Origin of the sequence: Pseudomonas sp. C6002 (genome assembly GCF_013385805.1) — a bacterium.
Lineage (GTDB): Bacteria > Pseudomonadota > Gammaproteobacteria > Pseudomonadales > Pseudomonadaceae > Aquipseudomonas.
Genome location: NZ_JACAPH010000029.1, coordinates 104,045 through 124,008 on the forward strand (window position 1 = coordinate 104,045; position 19,964 = coordinate 124,008).

The 19,964-nt window shown below is 60.2% G+C and carries 20 protein-coding genes; 16 read left to right on the forward strand and 4 right to left on the reverse strand.

All coding sequences use genetic code 11. From position 1 onward, the window contains the following. Positions 1–91: 91 nt before the first annotated feature. From eat to fic, 9 genes are all read left to right on the forward strand, one after another. On the forward strand, positions 92–1,540 hold the full coding sequence (gene eat / locus HX817_RS19160) for an ethanolamine permease (protein WP_177040879.1): 1,449 nt from the start codon (positions 92–94) through the stop codon (positions 1,538–1,540). A 64-nt stretch (positions 1,541–1,604) separates the two neighbouring features. Beyond that, positions 1,605–2,999, forward strand: coding sequence for an ethanolamine ammonia-lyase subunit EutB (locus HX817_RS19165; RefSeq protein WP_008436522.1), 1,395 nt, complete (start codon positions 1,605–1,607; stop codon positions 2,997–2,999). After that, positions 2,996–3,844, forward strand: coding sequence for an ethanolamine ammonia-lyase subunit EutC (gene eutC / locus HX817_RS19170; protein WP_102605733.1), 849 nt, complete (start codon positions 2,996–2,998; stop codon positions 3,842–3,844). Before HX817_RS19165 ends, eutC begins: the two co-directional genes overlap by 4 nt. 92 nt (positions 3,845–3,936) lie before the next feature. Further along, a complete protein-coding gene (locus tag HX817_RS19175; RefSeq protein WP_003219389.1) occupies positions 3,937–4,395 on the forward strand; it encodes an N-acetyltransferase in 459 nt (152 codons plus the stop codon). 240 nt (positions 4,396–4,635) lie between these two features. Further along, positions 4,636–5,292, forward strand: a complete 657-nt coding sequence (locus tag HX817_RS19180) for a DedA family protein (RefSeq protein WP_177008861.1) — start codon at positions 4,636–4,638, stop codon at positions 5,290–5,292. Positions 5,293–5,298: 6 nt separating this feature from the next. Continuing rightward, positions 5,299–6,129: a zinc-dependent peptidase gene (locus HX817_RS19185; protein WP_008436519.1), complete on the forward strand. Its 831-nt coding sequence runs from the start codon at positions 5,299–5,301 to the stop codon at positions 6,127–6,129. A 93-nt stretch (positions 6,130–6,222) separates the two neighbouring features. Next, entirely contained in the window at positions 6,223–6,750 is a 528-nt protein-coding gene (gene ppa, locus HX817_RS19190; RefSeq protein ID WP_003219382.1) for an inorganic diphosphatase, read from the forward strand. A gap of 214 nt (positions 6,751–6,964) precedes the next feature. Continuing rightward, the gene (locus HX817_RS19195; RefSeq protein ID WP_177021485.1) at positions 6,965–7,741 is read left to right on the forward strand and encodes an XRE family transcriptional regulator; all 777 of its coding nucleotides are present in this window, start codon (positions 6,965–6,967) and stop codon (positions 7,739–7,741) included. 506 nt (positions 7,742–8,247) lie between these two features. Next, the gene (gene fic / locus HX817_RS19200) at positions 8,248–9,369 is read left to right on the forward strand and encodes a protein adenylyltransferase Fic (RefSeq protein WP_177040881.1); all 1,122 of its coding nucleotides are present in this window, start codon (positions 8,248–8,250) and stop codon (positions 9,367–9,369) included. A 123-nt stretch (positions 9,370–9,492) separates the two neighbouring features. Here the strand turns inward: fic and HX817_RS19205 are convergent, their stop codons facing one another. Next, positions 9,493–9,804, reverse strand: a complete 312-nt coding sequence (locus tag HX817_RS19205; protein ID WP_003219377.1) for a DUF6124 family protein — start codon at positions 9,802–9,804, stop codon at positions 9,493–9,495. A gap of 399 nt (positions 9,805–10,203) precedes the next feature. Here HX817_RS19205 and HX817_RS19210 point away from each other — a divergent pair, with 399 nt between their 5' ends. From HX817_RS19210 to HX817_RS19240, 7 genes are all read left to right on the forward strand, one after another. Next, positions 10,204–10,848, forward strand: a complete 645-nt coding sequence (locus HX817_RS19210; protein ID WP_177040883.1) for an NAD(P)H-dependent oxidoreductase — start codon at positions 10,204–10,206, stop codon at positions 10,846–10,848. Continuing rightward, positions 10,787–11,179, forward strand: coding sequence for a MerR family transcriptional regulator (locus HX817_RS19215; RefSeq protein ID WP_177040884.1), 393 nt, complete (start codon positions 10,787–10,789; stop codon positions 11,177–11,179). Before HX817_RS19210 ends, HX817_RS19215 begins: the two co-directional genes overlap by 62 nt. A gap of 416 nt (positions 11,180–11,595) precedes the next feature. Continuing rightward, positions 11,596–12,735, forward strand: coding sequence for a Fic family protein (locus tag HX817_RS19220; protein ID WP_177040886.1), 1,140 nt, complete (start codon positions 11,596–11,598; stop codon positions 12,733–12,735). An 88-nt stretch (positions 12,736–12,823) separates the two neighbouring features. Continuing rightward, the gene (locus tag HX817_RS19225) at positions 12,824–13,066 is read left to right on the forward strand and encodes an exodeoxyribonuclease VII small subunit (RefSeq protein WP_003209964.1); all 243 of its coding nucleotides are present in this window, start codon (positions 12,824–12,826) and stop codon (positions 13,064–13,066) included. Continuing rightward, positions 13,063–13,950: a (2E,6E)-farnesyl diphosphate synthase gene (gene ispA, locus HX817_RS19230; protein ID WP_177028978.1), complete on the forward strand. Its 888-nt coding sequence runs from the start codon at positions 13,063–13,065 to the stop codon at positions 13,948–13,950. The genes HX817_RS19225 and ispA overlap by 4 nt, the downstream gene beginning before the upstream one ends. 110 nt (positions 13,951–14,060) lie before the next feature. After that, positions 14,061–15,959, forward strand: a complete 1,899-nt coding sequence (gene dxs, locus HX817_RS19235; RefSeq protein ID WP_177035955.1) for a 1-deoxy-D-xylulose-5-phosphate synthase — start codon at positions 14,061–14,063, stop codon at positions 15,957–15,959. A gap of 142 nt (positions 15,960–16,101) precedes the next feature. Next, on the forward strand, positions 16,102–17,997 hold the full coding sequence (locus tag HX817_RS19240) for a TonB-dependent receptor domain-containing protein (protein ID WP_003209975.1): 1,896 nt from the start codon (positions 16,102–16,104) through the stop codon (positions 17,995–17,997). A gap of 107 nt (positions 17,998–18,104) precedes the next feature. On the opposite strand, the gene HX817_RS19245 is transcribed toward HX817_RS19240, so the two are convergent. The 3 genes from HX817_RS19245 to ribA are packed head-to-tail and all read right to left on the reverse strand — an operon-like array spanning position 18,105 to position 19,935. Further along, positions 18,105–18,902: a cobalamin-binding protein gene (locus HX817_RS19245; RefSeq protein WP_177040888.1), complete on the reverse strand. Its 798-nt coding sequence runs from the start codon at positions 18,900–18,902 to the stop codon at positions 18,105–18,107. Further along, entirely contained in the window at positions 18,902–19,321 is a 420-nt protein-coding gene (locus HX817_RS19250) for a nuclear FMR1 interacting 1 family protein (RefSeq protein WP_008436498.1), read from the reverse strand. The genes HX817_RS19245 and HX817_RS19250 overlap by 1 nt, the downstream gene beginning before the upstream one ends. Continuing rightward, positions 19,318–19,935, reverse strand: a complete 618-nt coding sequence (ribA, locus tag HX817_RS19255) for a GTP cyclohydrolase II (protein WP_003209983.1) — start codon at positions 19,933–19,935, stop codon at positions 19,318–19,320. The genes HX817_RS19250 and ribA overlap by 4 nt, the downstream gene beginning before the upstream one ends. Positions 19,936–19,964: the final 29 nt, after the last annotated feature.

Below are 19,964 nucleotides of genomic sequence, written 5' to 3' on the forward strand. Positions count from 1 at the left end.
CCCGCTCCCACACTTGATCTTCACAAGACCTTGCTACTCATTCGGCTTACTTAAGTAAGCCGGGATAAAACAATAAGAAAGGGATTCCATCATGCCCAGCGAACCGAATGGCGCTCCGGCGTCCGGGTCTTCCGTCGACTTTGAAAAAGTCGGCACCGAATACTTCCAACAACGGGAACTGAAAAAAGGCGCTGCCGGCTGGGTACTATTAGTCGGTCTCGGTGTTGCCTACGTCATCTCCGGCGACTACGCCGGCTGGAACTTCGGCCTGGCCCAGGGTGGCTGGGGCGGCATGTTCCTCGCCACACTGCTGATGGCCACCATGTACCTGTGCATGTGTTTCTCCCTGGCCGAACTGTCTTCCATGATTCCTACCGCCGGCGGCGGCTACGGCTTTGCCCGAAGCGCGTTCGGCCCCTGGGGCGGGTTCCTCACCGGCACCGCGATCCTTATCGAATACGCCATCGCCCCCGCCGCCATCGCGGTGTTTATCGGCGCCTATTGCGAATCGCTGTTCGGCATTGGCGGCTGGATGATCTACCTAGCGTTCTACATCATCTTTATCGGCATCCACATCTTCGGCGTGGGTGAAGCGCTGAAGCTGATGTTTGTGATTACCGCCGTCGCCGCGATTGCCCTGGGTGTGTTCCTGGTGTCGATGGTGCCGCACTTCAGTGTCGCCAACCTGCTGGACATCCCGGTGACCGAGGCCAAGGGCGCCAGCTCTTTCCAGCCCTTCGGTTATGTCGGCGTTTGGGCGGCGATTCCCTATGCGATCTGGTTCTTTTTGGCCGTCGAAGGTGTGCCACTGGCCGCTGAAGAAACCAAGAACCCCAAACGCGACCTGCCCCGCGGCCTGATCGGCGCCATTGTGGTACTGACCAGCTTCGCCCTGCTGATTTTGGTGATCGCCCCCGGCGGTGCTGGCGCCTACGCGCTGATGGCATCGGGCAATCCGCTGGTGGAAGCCTTGTCCAAAGCCTACGGCGGCTCCACGTGGATGGGCCACTTCGTCAATCTGGTGGGCCTGGCCGGGCTGATCGCGAGCTTCTTCTCGATCATCTACGCCTACTCCCGGCAGATCTTCGCCCTCTCCCGCGCCGGATACCTGCCGCGCAAGCTGTCGCAGACCAACAAAAGCAAGGCACCGGTACTGGCCCTGGTGATCCCCGGCATCATCGGGTTCGGCCTGTCGCTGACCGGCCAAGGCGATTTGCTGATCCTGGTCGCCGTATTCGGCGCGACCATTTCCTACGTGCTGATGATGGCCGCGCACATTACCTTGCGCATCCGCCGCCCCAAAATGGACCGCCCTTACCGTACTCCGGGCGGCATCTTCACCTCGGGCGTCGCCCTGGTACTGGCCTGCATCGCTGTTGTGGCGGGCTTTCTGGTGGATCCGCGCGTGGTGATTGGCGCGGCGATCATCTATGGAGTATTAATTGCTTACTTTGCTTTCTACAGTCGGCATCACTTGGTAGCAGGCACGCCGGAAGAAGAATTTGCGGCGATCCAGGCCGCAGAGGCCGCCTTGCACTAACTGCCATAAACCTCGACGCGGGCGCTTTACTCACATTCAGCCCGCGTCGACAAGGAGACTCTGTATGGCAAGCTTTTCCCACGCGGTCGGTGTATTGACCTACCGCTTCGACAGCCTCAAGGACGTGATGGCCAAGGCCAGCCCGGCCCGCTCCGGGGATTTTTTGGCGGGTGTTGCCGCCCAGAACGATGGCGAGCGGGTCGCGGCGCAAATGGCCTTGGCCAACATTCCGTTGAAGCACTTTCTCGAAGAAGTGTTGATCCCGTACGAAAGCGACGAAGTCACCCGGCTGATTATCGATACCCACGATAAACAGGCGTTTTCCGTGGTCAGCCACCTGACCGTCGGGGGTTTGCGGGATTGGCTGCTCAGCGACGCGGCCGACGAACAGAGCCTGCGCGCCCTGGCGCCCGGGCTGACACCGGAAATGGCCGCCGCCGTGTCGAAGATCATGCGCGTGCAGGACCTGGTACTGGTGGCGCAGAAAATCCGCGTCGTCACACAGTTCCGCGGCACGATGGGCCTGCGCGGGCGCCTGTCCACCCGCCTGCAGCCCAACCATCCCACCGATGAGCCGGCCGGTATCGCCGCGAGCATTCTTGACGGCCTGCTCTACGGCAACGGCGACGCCATGATCGGCATCAACCCGGCCACCGACAGCATCGCCTCGATCTGCGCGATGCTGGAAATGCTCGACGCGATCATCCAGCGTTATGAAATCCCGACCCAGGCCTGCGTGCTGACCCACGTCACCACCTCCATCGAAGCCATCAACCGTGGCGTGCCGCTGGACCTGGTGTTCCAGTCGATCGCCGGCACCGAGGCGGCCAATGCCAGCTTCGGCATCAGCCTGAGCGTGCTGCAGGAAGGCTACGACGCGGGCCTGAGCCTTAATCGCGGCACCCTCGGGCAAAACCTGATGTATTTCGAAACCGGCCAGGGCAGCGCCTTGTCGGCCAACGCACACTTTGGCGTCGACCAGCAAACCTGCGAAACCCGCGCCTATGCCGTTGCCCGGCATTTCAAGCCGTTTTTGGTGAACACGGTCGTAGGATTTATCGGCCCCGAGTACCTGTACAACGGCAAGCAGATCATCCGCGCCGGCCTCGAAGACCACTTCTGCGGCAAGCTACTGGGCGTGCCCATGGGGTGCGACATCTGCTACACCAACCATGCCGAAGCCGACCAGGACGACATGGACACCCTGCTCACCCTGCTGGGCGTGGCCGGGATCAACTTCATCATGGGCATCCCGGGCTCCGACGACATCATGCTCAACTACCAGACCACTTCATTTCACGACGCGCTGTACGCCCGCCAAACATTGGGTTTAAAGCCGGCACCGGAGTTTGAACAGTGGCTGGCGAAAATGGGCATCTTCACGCAAGCCGACGGCAAGGTGCACTTCGGCAACAGCCTGCCACCGGCATTCCGCCACGCCTTGGCGCAACTGGGATGAAGAAGGAACCGCCCGTGCACATCGACACCCCGGAAAACAACGTGGACAACCCGTGGCTTGAGCTGCGGCGCCTGACCCCGGCGCGGATTGCCCTGGGCCGCACCGGCACCAGCATGCCTACCGGCGCGCAGCTGGATTTCCAGTTCGCCCATGCCCAGGCCCGCGACGCGGTACACCTGCCGTTTGATCATGCAGGACTCAGCAGCCAACTGGCGGAGCGCGGCCGCGACAGCCTGTTGCTGCACAGCGCCGCCGTCGACCGCCACAGCTACCTGCAACGCCCGGACCTTGGGCGCCGCCTCAGTGATGAATCCGTCCAGGCCCTGCGGGACTATGCCGAAGCCAACCCCGGCGGCGTGGACCTGGCGGTGGTGGTGGCCGATGGCTTGTCGGCCCTGGCGGTGCATAAACATACGTTGCCGTTTCTTACACGCATGGAGGAACAAACCGACGCTGAAGGCTGGTCGCTGTCACCGGTGATTCTGGTGGAACAGGGCCGTGTCGCCGTCGCGGATGAAGTCGGCCAGTTGCTCGGGGCAAAAATGGTAGTGATCCTGATCGGCGAGCGGCCGGGGCTCAGCTCGCCGGACAGCCTGGGGCTGTATTTCACCTACAACCCCAAGGTCGGACTCACTGACGCCTACCGCAACTGCATCTCCAATGTGCGCCTGGAAGGCTTGAGCTACGGCATGGCCGCTCACCGCCTGCTTTACTTGATGCGGGAGGCCTGTCGCCGGCAGTTGTCGGGGGTCAACCTCAAGGATGAAGCGCAGGTACAAACCCTCGATTCGGATGATCCCGACCTGATGAAAGGAAACTTCCTGCTCAGCCCACCGAAGGACTGATCCCTGCACGATTGCGCTTTTTCTCTGCTTTAGGCAGCATCGAGACACGGCCGCTTGTGTGGTCATACCCCATTTGGAAGTTGAGGCCTGGCATGCGGATTACTCAAGCGACCCTGGAACACCTGGACCTGTTGACCCCGCTTTTCGTCAAATACCGCGAGTTTTACGGCGCGCTGCCATTTCCTGATTCGAGCCGCGCCTTCCTGGAAAAACGCCTGCGCCGCAAGGAGTCCGTGATCTACCTGGCGCTGGCCGACGATGACGACAAGAAACTGCTTGGCTTTTGCCAGCTGTATCCAAGCTTTTCATCGTTGTCCCTCAAGCGGGTGTGGATCCTCAACGACATCTACGTCGCCGAAGACGCACGCCGGCAGTTGGTGGCCGACAACCTGATGCGTACCGCGAAGAAGATGGCCAAGGAAACTCAAGCCGTGCGCCTGCGTGTGTCCACCAGCAGTGACAACCAGGTGGCGCAGAAAACCTATGAGTCCATCGGTTTTCGGGAAGACACCGAGTTCAAGAACTACGTGCTTGCGATCAGCGATGACTGACAACTATTAACCAAACCTCATACATCTGTTGTGGGAGCCCCCTCCCACACTGACGCTGTGTCTACAATCAGATCGCTTTCGCGACATTCCCCGCTACAAAACCAGCACGCTTTTCACAACTCTATCCGTATAATGCGGACCTTTCAGGGTCGTAAGAAATACGCCACTACCTTGTAGCCCTTATTACCCGAAGCCTCCGCACAGGCCCGCTGAGCCAGGCCATTCACACAGGTGCCCTCCATGGATTTCAACCCGCTCGACCTTATCCTGCATCTCGACGTGTACCTCGACATGCTGGTGAGAAACTACGGAGTGTGGATCTACGCCATTCTGTTCCTGGTTATCTTTTGCGAAACCGGCCTGGTGGTCATGCCGTTTCTGCCGGGTGATTCCTTACTGTTCATCGCCGGCGCTGTTGCAGCGGGCGGCGGCATGGACCCGATATTGCTGGGCGGCCTGCTTATGCTCGCGGCCATCCTGGGTGACAGTACCAACTACGTGATCGGACGAACGGCCGGGGAACGCTTGTTCAGCAACCCCAACTCGAAGATCTTCCGCCGCGACTACCTGCAAAAAACCCACGACTTCTACGACAAGCACGGCGGCAAAACCGTGACCCTGGCGCGCTTCCTGCCGATCCTGCGGACCTTCGCACCGTTCGTCGCCGGCATCGCCAAGATGCCTTACCCGCGCTTCTTCGGTTTCAGCGTGTTCGGCACCGTCCTCTGGGTCGGCGGCCTGGTAACCCTGGGCTACTTCTTCGGCAACGTGCCGTTCATCAAGAAAAACCTGTCGCTGCTGGTGGTGTTCATCATCCTGCTGTCGCTGGTACCGATGATCATCGGCGTGTTCCGCAGCCGCTTTGGCCGCAGCTCCTCCGAAGCCAAGCCGCAGTAATCTGCGATGTGGTCCCTGAGCGCCTGGCGTCGCCGGCGCCTGCTGGCCAAGCACCCGATTGCCGATGAAACGTGGCAGCGGGTGCGCCATCACCTGACCTTCCTCGACGGCATCACTGCCGAGCAAGACCAGTGGTTGCGGGAAGCCTGCGTGGTGTTCCTCGCCGAAAAACACCTCACCGCCCTGCCCGGCGTCGAACTGCACCAGGAACAACGCCTGCTGCTCGCCGCCCAGGCACAACTGCCGCTGATGAACCTCGGCGACCTCGACTGGTACCAGGGCTTCCACGAGATCGTGCTGTACCCCGACGACTTCCTCAGCCCGCAGCGCCATCGCGACGCCAGCGGCGTGGAGCACGAGTGGGACGGCGAGCACAGCGGCGAAGCCTGGCAACAGGGCCCGGTGATCCTTGCGTGGCCCGGCGTACTGGCCAGCGGCAACTGGGAAGGCTACAACCTGGTCATTCACGAACTGGCCCACAAGCTGGACATGCTCAACGGCGACGCCAACGGCCTGCCACCCCTGCACCACGACATGCGCGTGCAGGAATGGGCCAGCGTCATGCAAAGCGCCTTCGACGACCTCAACCGCCAGCTCGACCGCAACCCTGACGCCGAAACGGCCATCGACCCCTACGCCGCGGAAAACCCGGCCGAGTTCTTTGCCGTCACCAGCGAATATTTCTTCAGTGCCCCGGATTTACTGGTCAGCAGTTATCCACAGGTGTACGAGCAACTGAGCCACTTCTACCGTCAGGATCCCCTGGCGCGCCTGCACCAACTGCAGGCCGGCGACGTGCGGTATCAGACGGAACGCCAAGCGCACTACGACGTCTGACGCATGGCATCGGCGTCAGAATATGCCTATAATCGCCGCCACTTTTAGGCCAATCCGGCCATGTTCCATGGCCAACTACGGGGGCAACGCCCAATGAGCTACAGCAAGATTCCGGCTGGCAAAGACCTGCCGAACGACATCTACGTCGCCATCGAGATTCCGGCCAACCACGCGCCGATCAAATACGAAATCGACAAAGACAGCGACTGCCTGTTCGTTGACCGTTTCATGGCCACCCCGATGTTCTACCCGGCCAACTACGGTTTCATCCCCAACACCCTGGCAGACGACGGTGACCCCCTCGACGTGCTGGTCGTGACCCCTTACCCGGTTACCCCAGGCTCGGTTATCCGCGCCCGCCCGGTCGGCATCCTGAACATGACTGACGACGGCGGCGGCGATGCCAAAGTTATCGCAGTACCACACGACAAGCTGTCCCAGCTGTATGTCGACGTGAAGGAATACACCGATCTGCCGCCACTGCTGCTGGAACAGATCAAACACTTCTTCGAGAACTACAAAGACCTCGAAAAAGGCAAATGGGTGAAGATCGACGGTTGGGGCAATGCAGACGCCGCCCGCGCCGAGATCCTGAAGTCGGTCGCTGCCTACAAAGGCTGATACCGCTATTCGCTCTGAAAAAGCCCCGATTAAACGGGGCTTTTTTTGTGGGAAAAATATAAACATTCGGCTACTTTAATAAACATATTTACAGCAATTGTTTAACTAGCTTAATAAACTAGCAGAATAGTCCTGCGATAAGGAAACACCTACATACAGCAACTCAACGCATGGTTTATTTGATCTGATTTTACGGCCAGTAAACTCTGCGTTTATGAATACATCAGGTGATCGCTTAAGAGCGCTATTACGGGAAGTTCATCTTTCCGCTTCCGACTTCGCCAAGAACCGCGATGTTACGCCTCAACACGTAAACAACTGGTTCAAACGCGGCGTCCCCATGGGCCGGCTCAACGAGTTCGCAGAATTGTTGTGCGTCACCAGCCGTTGGCTGCGCACAGGCGAAGGCCCCAAACATCCACCCGCCAACTACCTGCTGGAAGGATCCGATGCAGACACCTCCCACCGTATCGCCCGCGAGACCAGCGGCAACTACATCACCCACCCGGTCTCGGGCCCGGTAAAAATCGACGTGGAGATCCCCCTCCACCCCACCTTCACCTCGACCGAAAGCATCCGCCTCTCCCTGCACACCCTTGAAGCCATCGGTGTAAGCCCGGAGCGGGCACTCGGGGCCTACATGGTCGGCAACAGCATGATCGACATCATCCAGGACGGAAGTACCCTTGCCATCGACTGTGGTCGCAAACAGATCATCGATGGCGAAATCTACGCGGTAGAGCACGACGGAATGCTGCGGATCAAATACCTCTACAACCGTCCAGGAGGTGGCCTGCGGATGCGCAGCCACAACAGCGCCGAGCATCCGGACGAGTTTTTGACCTATGAGCAGCGGCATGAGCAGAACTTTGAGATTCTGGGTTGGGTGTTCTGGTGGGCGACACTGAATAACCGCCGCCCGCCGGTGCCGCTGGATGAGCATTTATTGGGCTACGAAGGCTCTAAATCGGATCCGGAGCTGGGAAATTGAGGCGAATGTGGGTATTATCCGCCGCACATTTGGCAGGGGGTTGGCGTGAAGCCGGTCCGCCCTGCCTGGCGATGCGGAGGAGTTCCCGCTGATGCCCCTTATCACCTGGGTGTGAGCCCGGGTGAACGATTTGAAGGCTGGTGAGGTTTACCAAAAATAAGCTGAACCAGTCCCCGAGAAGCCGGCCACAAGCCGGCTTTTTAATGCCTGGAAGAAATGCGCTACACCTGCCAGGCATCGAGCTATTTGAGAACGCGCCAACCGCTCCAAGGCACGCAAGCCGTCTTTTCCATCCTCAGGACATTCGCCTGATACGTCGCTAAAAGCCCGTTCCAAGAACACGTTTCGCATACCTGTCGTTACCAACGACATGACATCAAGACGTGTCGCAGAAATCAAAATATAGCGACACGTAGTGCACGCATGTTTACACTGACGCCACGAAAGGGCGCCCTGATGAGCCCCTCTTACCTTTAGACGGATAAGTCAAAGACCGAGCCCCATCCATGACCGCATCCCACCTTCCCTGGCAGGCTGACAAGCCCTACAACCAGCTTCCCACTTTGCCACCGGCAACTGTTCTGGAAACCCATGCAGTGCTCAAACGCTGCATTGAGGCCCGCACAGCCCTGGCCGAATTGAAGCAAGCGGCTGAGCTGATCCCTAACCAGACAATGCTGATCAACACCATTCCATTGCTGGAGGCCAAGGACAGCTCAGAGATCGAAAGTATCGTCACCACCACGGATTTGCTCTTTCAGCATGCTCAGGATGGAGATAGCCACGCAGACCCAGCGACCAAGGAAGCACTGCGCTACCGCAAAGCCCTGCAGAAAGGTTATCAATCGTTGGCCGACCGCCCACTCTCCACCGGTACTGCAGTCGAAATCTGCCGCACGCTTAAAGGCGTGAACATGGATATACGCCGGGTGCCAGGAGTCCAGCTAGCCAACGACCGAACCGGCGAGATCATCTATACCCCACCGGAAGGCGAAGATCGCTTACGTGACATGCTCGCCAACTGGGAGCGCTTCCTGCACAACGAGACCGACCTGGATCCATTAGTACGTATGGCGGTTAGTCACTATCAATTCGAAGCCATTCACCCATTCACCGACGGCAATGGCCGTACCGGGCGAGTGCTCAACACCCTGTACCTGATCCAGGAAGGCCTGCTGAATCTACCGATTCTCTACCTTAGCCGTTACATCATTGCCCATAGAGCCGATTACTACCGCCTGTTGCTTGATGTCACTCGCAAACAAGCCTGGGAGCCTTGGCTGCTGTACATGCTCAGCGCTGTGGAAGAAACAGCACGCTGGACTTGTGCAAAAATTGCCGCTATTCGCAGCCTGTCCGAGCACACCACCCAGTTTGTTCGTGAGCAGTTGCCGAAAACCTATTCCCGCGAGCTGGTAGACGTCATTTTCGAACAGCCCTACTGCCGCATCAGCAACGTCGTCGACAAACAGATTGCCCAGCGTCAAGCAGCCTCCCGTTACCTCAAAGAACTAGTCGCCATCGGCGTTCTGCAAGAGGTTCAGGTTGGCAAGGAAAAGCTCTTCATCCATCCCAAGCTGATGCAGTTACTCACTCGCGACAACAACGACTTCAAGCCATACGCCTGAGGGGAGAGCTTTACTCGATGACAATCGTCTGCCGGGATCTGCGCCCCTGAGCCGTGATGATTAGCATTTGGTCAGTAGGTTGCTGACCAAATGCATCGTTACCTCAGTGTCGGCTTAGGATCCTCACCTCGGCTGCAAGCAATCCAACGCCCTATCCACCACCACCTTCGACATCTCCACCAAATGCATCACCGCCCGCTGCGCGCCGTTCAGCGGCTCGGTCGACGCCTGGGCGGTTGCTACGGCGCAATGCAGCAACTCGGCAGCATGGGCCAGCGCATCTTCGAAACTCAGTTCGTCATCGACGGTAAACGGGTTGGGTGAAGGCTGCGCGTCCGGCGCTTTAAGGTAGTGATCGATCACTCGACGCGAGGCATCAGTGTCGCGGAGTAAGGCTTTATGGAATGCGGGTGGATCGGGGGTAACTTTGACCATGGTAAATCTCCAATCAAACATTTGGAGCCACCACTCCTCGCGACTAAACGAAGGCGGCAGCTGTACGCAGGTTAGTCGACCGGTCGATTGGAAACCCGGCGCGCCCGAGGGCGCCCTGCGCACAGCCACCATAAAAGTGCAGGCGAAAAACGGCCTGACTCATGAACTGATCGTGCGCCAATCGAATCCGGGCGACTAAACCCGATCACCGAATATGCAGTGACGGAACGCAGACTAGTCGCGGGATTTTGCTGGCGCAAGCGCTTGGAATTCTCTAGGAAACGTCCTGCAAATGAAAGGGATCAGTCTTCCTGGCCATTCCCAATCACTGCATCTTCTTGACTCTCCCCCTAAGGTCACACCTCACCCTGAAACCCCAGTTTTCAGGACCGCACCACCATGAGCCAACGCATCCTGGTCATCCTCGGCCACCCTTCCAGCACCAGCTTCTGCTCGGCCCTCACCGACACCTACATCACCAGCGCCAAAAACGCCGGCCACGAAGTACGCATCCTGCGTCTGGGTGAACTGGCTTTCGACCCTATCCTCCACAACGGCTACAACCAGGCCCAGCCTCTGGAACCCGACCTGCTCAACGCTCAATCCGACATCCTGTGGGCCAATCACCTGACGTTTGTTTTCCCCGTCTGGTGGGGTGGCATCCCTGCGTTGATGAAAGGTTTTATCGACCGAATTTTCCTATCCGGTTTCGCCTTCAAATACCGCAAGGGAAAGACCTTCCCCGACAAACTCCTGAAGGGCAGAACCGCGCACTTGCTGGTGACCCTGGACACGCCGCCGTGGTATTACAGGTGGTTCTACCGCATGCCCGCGCTGCACCAGATACGCAAGACGACGCTGGAGTTTTGTGGCATCCAGCTGATCAAGACGTTGCAGTTCGGGCCGGTGCTTGGCTCTACGCCAGCACAGCGGGAACAGTGGCTGAAACAGGCCGGCGCACTCTTTGGGAAAAGGACTTTTCATGTACATCGGCAAAGCCGCGCAACTGTCGGGCACAACCATCAAAGCGATTCGTCACTATGAAGCCATCGGCCTGTTGCCGCCGCCGCAGCGGGAAGGTCGTTATCGGATTTACTCCACGCAAAGTGTCGAACTGCTGACGTTCATCAAGTGCGCCCAGCAGTTGGGTTTCAAGCTCAAGGAGTTGCAGGCGATTCTAAGTGGGCATCCTGGTGATGGTTTGCCCTGGGAGCTGGCGGACAAGGCGATCGCCAACAAGAAGCAGGAGTTGGTGCGGCAGATCGAGGCATTGCAGAAGATGCATGGAGGACTGGTCGAGTTTGAGGCCAGTCTCAAGGATGCTCAGGGCCAATGCACCGCACCACTGAAAACGCCACTGCCGTCAATGAGCTGAATCGCTGTTTTACGTAGTACCGGGCAGCGGCTCGGAACAGAAAAAGCTTCGCAAGTAATGGAGTGGTTTCCGGCCGCACTGGGAAAGGTCCACTTCGAGCGCGATTGGCAATGGCGTGCTGGCGGGAAGTTGGACGGCGATTACCGGCGTGTGGGACGCCATCAAGCAAGCGCAGGAGATCTTCAAGGACGCCGGCAAGCTGTTTGAAAGCCTGGGGGCGACAGCCAGCGAATCGATGGAGCTGGCGAGTACTGCGCCAAAGGTTATGGAACAGGCGATCCTGCTGGCCAGTGATGAGGCGGCGCTGTACCTGATGTGCGCATCTGACTGGACAGTGAGCCGAATAGCTCACACAATCGACTCACCAAATGAGCCGAATAAGCCTCCTATTCGGCTCACGCACAGAGCATGCCTCCATGGATCAACCGAACTGGATCTGGCAACAACCCGACTGGCCGCACTTTCACTGGCAACCAGAGCGCCTTGCAGCGTTGTTGCGAGAGTGCACGCAGGCGCAAGGAAAGTTGCTGGGCATGCTCGGTTCGGTCAGCCAGGCCCAGAGTTCGGAGAATGAACTGGATGCGTTGCTGCAAAACATTCTGACCTCCTCGGCCATCGAGGGTGAGCAACTGAATGTGGGTTCCGTACGTTCCTCTTTGGCCCGACGCCTGGGCCTGGAGCAATTGCAAGACGGCTCCGTGAGCCGACGTAGCGAGGGCCTGGCTGACTTGATGCTGGACGCCACGCAACAGTTTGCTCAACCGTTTACCCTCACCCGTCTATTCAAATGGCATCGATGGTTGTTTCCCGCCGAGGAAGCCCGCTTTTCAACCCACGGCTTGAACGTAGGCGCGTTAAGGGGGGATGAGCCTATGCAGGTTGTGTCGGGACGACTGGACCGACCCACTGTGCATTTCGAGGCCCCACCCCGCCAAGGACTGGAGCAGTCGCTGGACGATTTCATCGAATGGTTTGAAGCCAGCCGGAATCATGCGGCCCTTGACCCATTGCTCCGCGCAGGCCTGGCGCATTTCTGGTTCGTCACCCTGCACCCCTTCGATGATGGCAACGGTCGTCTGACGCGGGCTATTACTGACCTCGCGCTTGCCCAGGCGGAGAACCAGGCGATCCGCTTCTACGCCATGTCGGCAAGCATCCTTGAAGACCGGGCAGGCTATTACCGTGCACTGGAAACCAGTCAAAAAGCCACGCTGGATGTCACCGATTGGCTAGAGTGGTTCCTGCAAACCCTGCTTCGTAGCCTGCAGCAGGCGATGGCGCGGATCGACCGGGTGCTGGGTAAAACTCGCTTCTGGCAACGGCATCGAGACAACGTACTCAGCGCCGAGCAGACAAAAGTCTTGAATCGCTTGCTCGACGGCGGCGAGAAGGGCTTTGAGCACGGGATCAGCGCGGCCCAATATCAAGCGGTAGCCAAAGTGTCCAAGGCAACGGCGACCCGACATCTGGCCGATCTTCTGGAAAAAAACTTCCTGGTTCGGCTACCCGGCGGCGGCCGCAGCACCCGCTATCAAATCAACACCCAAGGCGATTGATTTACAAGGCAAATCCCCCCACTCATTTGCCCCAATCCCCCATGTCTGCTAGTGTCGCGCCGGTTTACCGTCTACCGGAATAGCCGCCATGGCCCGCAAAAAAGTTGCACTCGATTTCGAACAATCCCTCGCCGACCTGCAAACCCTGGTCGAGCGGATGGAGAACGGCGAGTTGTCGCTGGAAGACTCGTTGACCGCATTCGAGCAAGGCATCGGACTGACCCGCGACTGCCAGAGCGCCCTGGCGCAGGCGGAGCAGAAGGTCCAGGTGTTGCTGGAACGCGATGGGGAGTTGGCCGAAGAACCTTTCGATGCGGAACAGCCTGAATGATCGACGCTTATCAGGCCGGCAGCCAGGCCCGGGTCAATGCTGCGCTGGATCCGCTGTTTGTCGCGCCCAGCCCTGAGCTGAACCGCCTGTATGAGGCCATGCGCTACAGCGTGATGAACGGTGGCAAGCGCGTTCGCCCGTTGCTCGCCTATGCGGCCTGTGAAGCCCTCGGCGCCCAGCCGGAGGAAGCCAACGGCGCCGCCTGTGCGGTGGAGTTGATCCACGCTTACTCCCTGGTACACGACGATTTGCCGGCAATGGACGACGACGATCTGCGTCGCGGCCAACCCACTACCCATAAAGCCTTTGATGAAGCCTGCGCGATTCTCGCCGGTGACGGCCTGCAAAGCCTGGCGTTCAGCGCCCTGCTGGACCCGCGCCTGAGCAGCGTTAACGCCGAGATCCGTCTGCGCATGGTTACCGCGCTGGCGCTGGCCGCAGGGCCTGCCGGCATGGTCGGCGGCCAGGCGATTGACCTGGGCTCGGTCGGTTTGAAGCTCGATCAACAAGCCCTGGAATACATGCACCGCCACAAGACCGGCGCGCTGATCGAGGCCGCCGTGCACCTCGGCGCCCTGGCCAGTGGCCGTGCCGAAGCGGCGCAACTGGCGGCGCTGCAAACCTACGCGCGGGCCATCGGCCTGGCGTTCCAGGTGCAGGACGATATTCTCGACGTTGAAAGTGATACCGCGACCCTCGGCAAGCGCCAGGGTGCTGATATCGCACGGGACAAGCCGACTTATCCTTCGCTTCTCGGGCTGGAAGCCGCCAAGGCGTACGCCCTGGAGCTGCGGGACCAGGCCCTGGATGCCCTGCGACCTTTCGACGCGGCTGCCGAGCCACTGCGTGACCTGGCGCGGTATATCGTCGAACGTCGCCACTGACAACAGCGGCCTTTTCCACCGCATATCAGCCAAGTTCGGCGCTCTGCGTGGGCAGTTTGCGATGCTTGAGGTAAACTGCCGCCTCTTCTATACCTATAACGATTCGCCTGATGCCCACGACGTTTCAAGAGATTCCCCGCAAGCGCCCGGCCACGCCCCTGCTGGACCGTGCCAACACGCCAGCCGGCCTGCGCCGCCTGGGTGAAGCCGAGCTGGAAACCCTGGCCGATGAGTTGCGCCTGGAATTGCTCTACACGGTCGGCCAGACCGGTGGGCATTTCGGTGCCGGCCTGGGCGTCATTGAGCTGACCATTGCGCTGCATTACGTATTCGACACTCCGGATGACCGGCTGGTGTGGGACGTGGGTCATCAGGCCTATCCGCACAAGATTCTAACCGGACGCCGCGAGCGCATGGCCACACTGCGCCAGAAGGATGGCATCGCCGCCTTCCCGCGCCGCTCCGAGAGCGAGTACGACACCTTTGGCGTCGGCCACTCCAGCACCTCTATCAGTGCAGCGTTGGGCATGGCGATTGCCGCCCGCCTGCAAAACAGCGATCGCAAGGCGATTGCGGTGATCGGTGATGGCGCGTTGACCGCCGGCATGGCCTTCGAGGCGCTGAACCACGCACCGGAAGTGGACGCCAACATGCTGGTGATCCTCAACGACAACGACATGTCGATCTCGCGCAATGTCGGTGGCCTGTCGAATTACCTGGCAAAAATCCTCTCCAGCCGCACTTACGCAAGCATGCGTGAAGGCAGCAAGAAGGTGCTCTCGCGTCTGCCCGGCGCGTGGGAAATTGCCCGTCGTACCGAAGAATATGCCAAGGGCATGCTGGTTCCCGGCACCCTGTTCGAAGAGTTGGGCTGGAACTACATCGGCCCGATCGACGGCCATGACCTGCCAACCCTGATCGCCACCCTGCGCAACATGCGTGACCTTAAAGGCCCGCAGTTCCTGCATATCGTGACCAAGAAAGGCAAAGGCTTCGCCCCGGCGGAAGTCGACCCGATTGGTTACCACGCGATCACCAAGCTGGAACCGCTGAACGCCCCGGCCGCCGCGCCGAAGAAGCCCAGCGGTCCAAAGTATTCCGGTGTGTTCGGCGAATGGCTGTGTGACATGGCCGCCGCCGACCCGCGCCTGGTGGGCATCACCCCGGCGATGAAGGAAGGTTCCGACCTGGTGGCGTTCAGCGAGCGTTTCCCGCTGCGCTATTTTGACGTGGCCATCGCCGAGCAACATGCGGTGACCTTCGCCGCGGGCATGGCCTGTGAAGGCGCCAAGCCGGTGGTAGCGATCTACTCCACGTTCCTGCAACGCGGTTATGACCAGTTGATTCATGACGTCGCGGTGCAGAACCTCGACGTGCTGTTCGCCATCGACCGTGCGGGCCTGGTGGGCGAAGACGGCCCGACCCATGCCGGCAGCTTCGACCTCTCGTACCTGCGCTGCATCCCCGGCATGCTGGTGATGACCCCGAGCGACGAGAACGAACTGCGCAAGATGCTCAGCACCGGCCACCTGTACAACGGCCCGGCGGCTGTGCGCTATCCGCGGGGGAATGGTCCGAATGCGGTGATCGAAAAGGACCTTGAGCCTATCGAAATCGGCAAGGGTATCGTCCGCCGCCAGGGCAGCGGCGTTGCCTTGCTGGTGTTCGGCGTGCAATTGGCTGAAGCCTTGAAAGTGGCCGAGAAGATCGACGCCACGGTGGTAGACATGCGTTTCGTCAAGCCACTGGACGAGGCCTTGGTGCGCGAGATCGCCGGCAGCCATGAGCTGCTGGTGACCCTCGAAGAAAACGCCATCATGGGCGGCGCCGGTGCGGCAGTCAGTGAGTTCCTGGCGCGGGAGAATATCCTCAAGTCGGTGCTGCACCTGGGCCTGCCGGATGTGTATGTCGAGCATGCCAAGCCGGCGCAGATGCTGGCCGAGTGCGGGCTGGATGAATCCGGGATTGAAGCTTCGGTTCGTCAGCGCATGGCCCTGCTGGGCCTGTAGAAACGCGATTAAAAATGTGGGAGCGGGCTTGCTCGCGAAAGCGCTGGGTCAGTCGACAGATGCATTGACTGACACTGCGCCTTCGCGAGCAAGCCCGCTCCCACATTTGTTTTATGCCAACTTCAAATGCTACGGACAGCCCATGAACCGCCTTCGCCTCGCCCTGCCCCTTCTGTTACTGCCCGCCACCGACTTGCTCGCCGACAGTTTCGAACGCGACCAAGCCCTCAAGCTGCCCGACGTGGTGATCAGCGCCAACCGCCAGGTCCAGGCGCGCAACGACAGCAGCGCCGCCAACACCGTCTTCACCCGCGACGACATCGACCGCCTGCAACCCACCAGCGTGACCGACTTGCTCAGCCGCGTGCCCGGCGTGCAGGTTTCACAGGCCGGTGGCCGTGGCAGTCTGGCAAGCGTTTACATTCGTGGCACCAAGTCGGCCCAGAGCCTGGTGCTGGTCGACGGCCAGCGCATCGGCAACTCGACTTCCGGCGACAGCAACCTGCAGCACCTGAACATCCAGCAGATCGAACGCGTGGAAGTCCTGCGTGGTTCGCGCTCGGTGATCTACGGCAGCGATGCGATTGGCGGGGTGATCCAGATTTTCACCCGGCGTGGTAACGAGTCCGGCCTGCAACCCCGCCTGCATGTGGGATTTGGCAGCAACCAGACGTGGGAACGCAGCCTGGGCTTGTCCGGCGGCGATGCGCAAACCCGCTTCAACCTCGGCGCCAGCCTGGATGACACGGCGGGAATCAATCGCACGTACGACTCCTATCCCAGCGACCGTGACCATGACGCCTATCGCAACCAGGCCATCAGTTTCAGCCTGAGCCATGCCTTCAACGATGACCTCGAAGCGGGTGTGAACGTGCTGGATAACCGCGGCAAAAGCGAATTCGACAACCCGTTCGGTCGCTTCGATTCGACCACCTTCCAAAGCTTCCAGCAAAAGCCCTACACCCACTTCACCGTGAGCAGTGTCAGCACCTATGTTGACGCGCGTATCAATGACACGTGGAAGTCCCGGCTGGAAGCGGGCCACAGCGAAAACCGCGAAGAAACCCGGGACAAGCTCAGCACCGAACGCAGCGTGTTCAACACTTACCGCAACTCACTGAATTGGCAGAACGACCTGACCCTCAATGAGCAGAACAGCCTGATCCTGGGCGGCGACTGGTACGAGGACCAGGTCAACAGCAGCACAGCGTTCGCCGAAGACAGTCGCTGGAATCGAGCGGCGTTTATCCAGCACCGTTTTCAAGCCCAGTCCTTTTCCACTGAACTGGGCCTGCGTCGCGACGATAACCAACAGTTCGGCGGCCACAACAGTTGGAGCGGCACCTTCACCCTGCCGCTGAACCCGGACAATGATCTGTTGCTGAGCTACAGCGAAGGCTTCCGCGCGCCTACGTTCAACGACCTCTACTACCCGGACGAATTCGGCTTCAAAAACAGTAACCCGAACCTCAAGCCCGAGACATCGAAAAGCTACGAAGTGCAATGGCGCAGCCAGCTCAGCGACAGCAGCCGACTGGAAGCCTCGCTGTACCGCACCGATATTCAGGATGCGATCGTGTTTGCCAGCAACGGCCCGCAAAACGTCAGCGCCGCACGCATCAACGGCTTCGAGGCAGCGCTCAAGCAAGAACTGTTCGGCTGGCAAAGCAGCCTCGCCGTTGCATTGATCGACCCACGCGACCGCGACACCGGGCGCACACTGGCGCGTCGAGCCCGGCGCACCCTGAGCCTGGACCTGGATCGCCAATTCGATCAATTCGGCGTCGGCGCCAGCTGGCAAGCGGTCAGCAGCAGCTACGACGATGCGGCGAACCAGCAACGCCTGGGCGGGTATGGCTTGCTGGGGCTACGGGGCAGTTGGGCGGTGAACCATGAAGTCACGCTGGAAATGAAGCTCGATAACCTGCTGAACAAGGACTACAGCCGGGCGCTGTATCAGTATCAAGGCCAGCAATATGGCTATCGGGAAGAAGGCCGGGCACTGATGTTCGGGGTGACCTGGACGCCGGAACTCTAAGTCGTCTGCACCGGCCTCATCGCGGGCAAGCCCGGCTCCCACAGGGGACCGTGCTTATCCAGACGACTCAGTCAAATGTGGGAGCTGGCGTGCCTGCGATAGCGGTCTCACAGCCCCGGAGCAAGAACCTGACACAACCGCGCCACCGCCTGCAGCATCTGCCCGCTGGGCCGTTCCAGGCCCTTGTCGGGCACCAGCAGCAAATGCCCGTTCGCTACCGCCGCCACCTGGGGCCAGGCCTTCCAGGCATCCAGCTGCGCTTGATCGCCCGCCAGAATCACCTCGGGATTACGCTGCAACACCGACTCAATGCTGACCTGCGGTGCCGGTAATTTCAGGTCATCGAACACATTGCGCGCGCCGCACACACTCAGCGCATCGCTGATGATCTGCCCGCCACCCACGGTGTACAGCGGCTGGTTCCACACCTGATAAAACACCCGCAACGGCTCGGCCCGGTGATAGCGCGAGCGCAACTCGGCCAAGCGCTGACGCAACTGCGCGGCCAATTGCCGGCCGGCGTCATCCCGCCCGAGTTGCCGGGCAATGGTTTCGACCTGTGAAGTGAGTTGTTCGAGGCTGTGGGGTTCGGCGACAAATACCGGGATGTTCAGGCGTTGCAGCTGTTCACGCGGGCCCGGGCCGACGCTGCCGGGCCAAAGCAGGATCAGGTCGGGCTTGAGGCTGAGCAGCCGCTCCATGTCCAACTGCCCGTAGTTGCCCACAGACGGCACGTTCGCCAACGCCTGTGGCCGCTCGCCGCCATCCAGCACGCCCACCAGCAAATCGGCGGCGCCCAGTTCAACGACGATTTCAGACAACGAAGGCGCAAGGCTGACCACCCGCTCGACCGCCGCAGCCTGGGCCGCGACAACCAGCAGCCACACCGCCAGCCAGACGCGCATCAACCCAACTGGCGCGGGATGCGGTAGAGGTAGAACAGCACCAGGGTCGACAGTGCCAACAGAAACAGCGGCACCGCTTCCAGCCCGACAAACACTGCCAGCGCGCCGACCCAGGCCGGCAGTGCAGCCACCAGCAACGCCACACGACGGCGGGCCGCGAGGGTGATCCAGGCAGCCGGCTCTTCAGGGGTATCGAGGGCTTTGCCGGTGGCGATCAGCGCGTGTTTATAGCCGTGAAAGTAACGCAGGCTGACAAACATCGAGGCTACGCCGGCGATAAAAAACGGCATCGCCAGCACCGGCAGCAAGGGCTCGGCCTTGCCAAACACGAGGTTGATCACAAACAACGGCGCCAGCGCCAACGCCAGGTATTGCCACCAGTTAAACGACAGCCGCCGCTTGACCTGGCCGCGCGTCACGCCCGATCGGCCTCGCCCTGGTGCTCGTTGCCCATCATGTGGTCGAGCTTGCTGGCCTTGGTGGCCAGGTAGAGCTTGTTGTGCGGGTTGTGGCCGGTGTGCAGCGGCACGCGCTCGGCGACGGTGATGCCCATGTCGGTCAAGGCTTTGACCTTGCGCGGGTTGTTGGTCATCAGGCGCAGGGATTTGACGCCCAGGTGCTGGAGCATCGGCAGGCAGATCCCATAGTCGCGCTGGTCAGCGGCAAAACCGAGGCGCTCGTTGGCTTCCACAGTGTCGGCGCCGCCATCTTGCAGCTCATAGGCGCGGATCTTGTTCAGCAGGCCAATGCCACGGCCTTCCTGACGCAGGTACAGCAACACGCCACGGCCTTCACGGGCGATGGCCTGCAGGGCGGCTTCCAGTTGCGAGCCGCAGTCACAGCGCTGGCTGAACAGCGCATCACCGGTCAGGCATTCGGAGTGCACGCGACCGAGGACCGGGGCACCGTCCGCCACGTCACCGAGGCTGAGAACAACGTGTTCGCGCCCGGTGGCTTCTTCAAGAAAGCCATTCATGGTGAACGTGGCAAAAGGGGTTGGCAGCTTGGAAGCGGCGACGAAAACGACGGGCACCTTGTGCTCCTGATTTCAGATTTCACAGG

Bases quoted from the DNA above. Each gene is read 5' to 3' on its own strand.
- eat (WP_177040879.1), top strand. From the start codon at position 92: ATGCCCAGCGAACCGAATGGCGCTCCGGCGTCCGGGTCTTCCGTCGAC.
- HX817_RS19165 (WP_008436522.1), top strand. From the start codon at position 1,605: ATGGCAAGCTTTTCCCACGCGGTCGGTGTATTGACCTACCGCTTCGAC.
- eutC (WP_102605733.1), top strand. From the start codon at position 2,996: ATGAAGAAGGAACCGCCCGTGCACATCGACACCCCGGAAAACAACGTG.
- HX817_RS19175 (WP_003219389.1), top strand. From the start codon at position 3,937: ATGCGGATTACTCAAGCGACCCTGGAACACCTGGACCTGTTGACCCCG.
- HX817_RS19180 (WP_177008861.1), top strand. From the start codon at position 4,636: ATGGATTTCAACCCGCTCGACCTTATCCTGCATCTCGACGTGTACCTC.
- HX817_RS19185 (WP_008436519.1), top strand. From the start codon at position 5,299: ATGTGGTCCCTGAGCGCCTGGCGTCGCCGGCGCCTGCTGGCCAAGCAC.
- ppa (WP_003219382.1), top strand. From the start codon at position 6,223: ATGAGCTACAGCAAGATTCCGGCTGGCAAAGACCTGCCGAACGACATC.
- HX817_RS19195 (WP_177021485.1), top strand. From the start codon at position 6,965: ATGAATACATCAGGTGATCGCTTAAGAGCGCTATTACGGGAAGTTCAT.
- fic (WP_177040881.1), top strand. From the start codon at position 8,248: ATGACCGCATCCCACCTTCCCTGGCAGGCTGACAAGCCCTACAACCAG.
- HX817_RS19205 (WP_003219377.1), bottom strand. From the start codon at position 9,804: ATGGTCAAAGTTACCCCCGATCCACCCGCATTCCATAAAGCCTTACTC.
- HX817_RS19210 (WP_177040883.1), top strand. From the start codon at position 10,204: ATGAGCCAACGCATCCTGGTCATCCTCGGCCACCCTTCCAGCACCAGC.
- HX817_RS19215 (WP_177040884.1), top strand. From the start codon at position 10,787: ATGTACATCGGCAAAGCCGCGCAACTGTCGGGCACAACCATCAAAGCG.
- HX817_RS19220 (WP_177040886.1), top strand. From the start codon at position 11,596: ATGGATCAACCGAACTGGATCTGGCAACAACCCGACTGGCCGCACTTT.
- HX817_RS19225 (WP_003209964.1), top strand. From the start codon at position 12,824: ATGGCCCGCAAAAAAGTTGCACTCGATTTCGAACAATCCCTCGCCGAC.
- ispA (WP_177028978.1), top strand. From the start codon at position 13,063: ATGATCGACGCTTATCAGGCCGGCAGCCAGGCCCGGGTCAATGCTGCG.
- dxs (WP_177035955.1), top strand. From the start codon at position 14,061: ATGCCCACGACGTTTCAAGAGATTCCCCGCAAGCGCCCGGCCACGCCC.
- HX817_RS19240 (WP_003209975.1), top strand. From the start codon at position 16,102: ATGAACCGCCTTCGCCTCGCCCTGCCCCTTCTGTTACTGCCCGCCACC.
- HX817_RS19245 (WP_177040888.1), bottom strand. From the start codon at position 18,902: ATGCGCGTCTGGCTGGCGGTGTGGCTGCTGGTTGTCGCGGCCCAGGCT.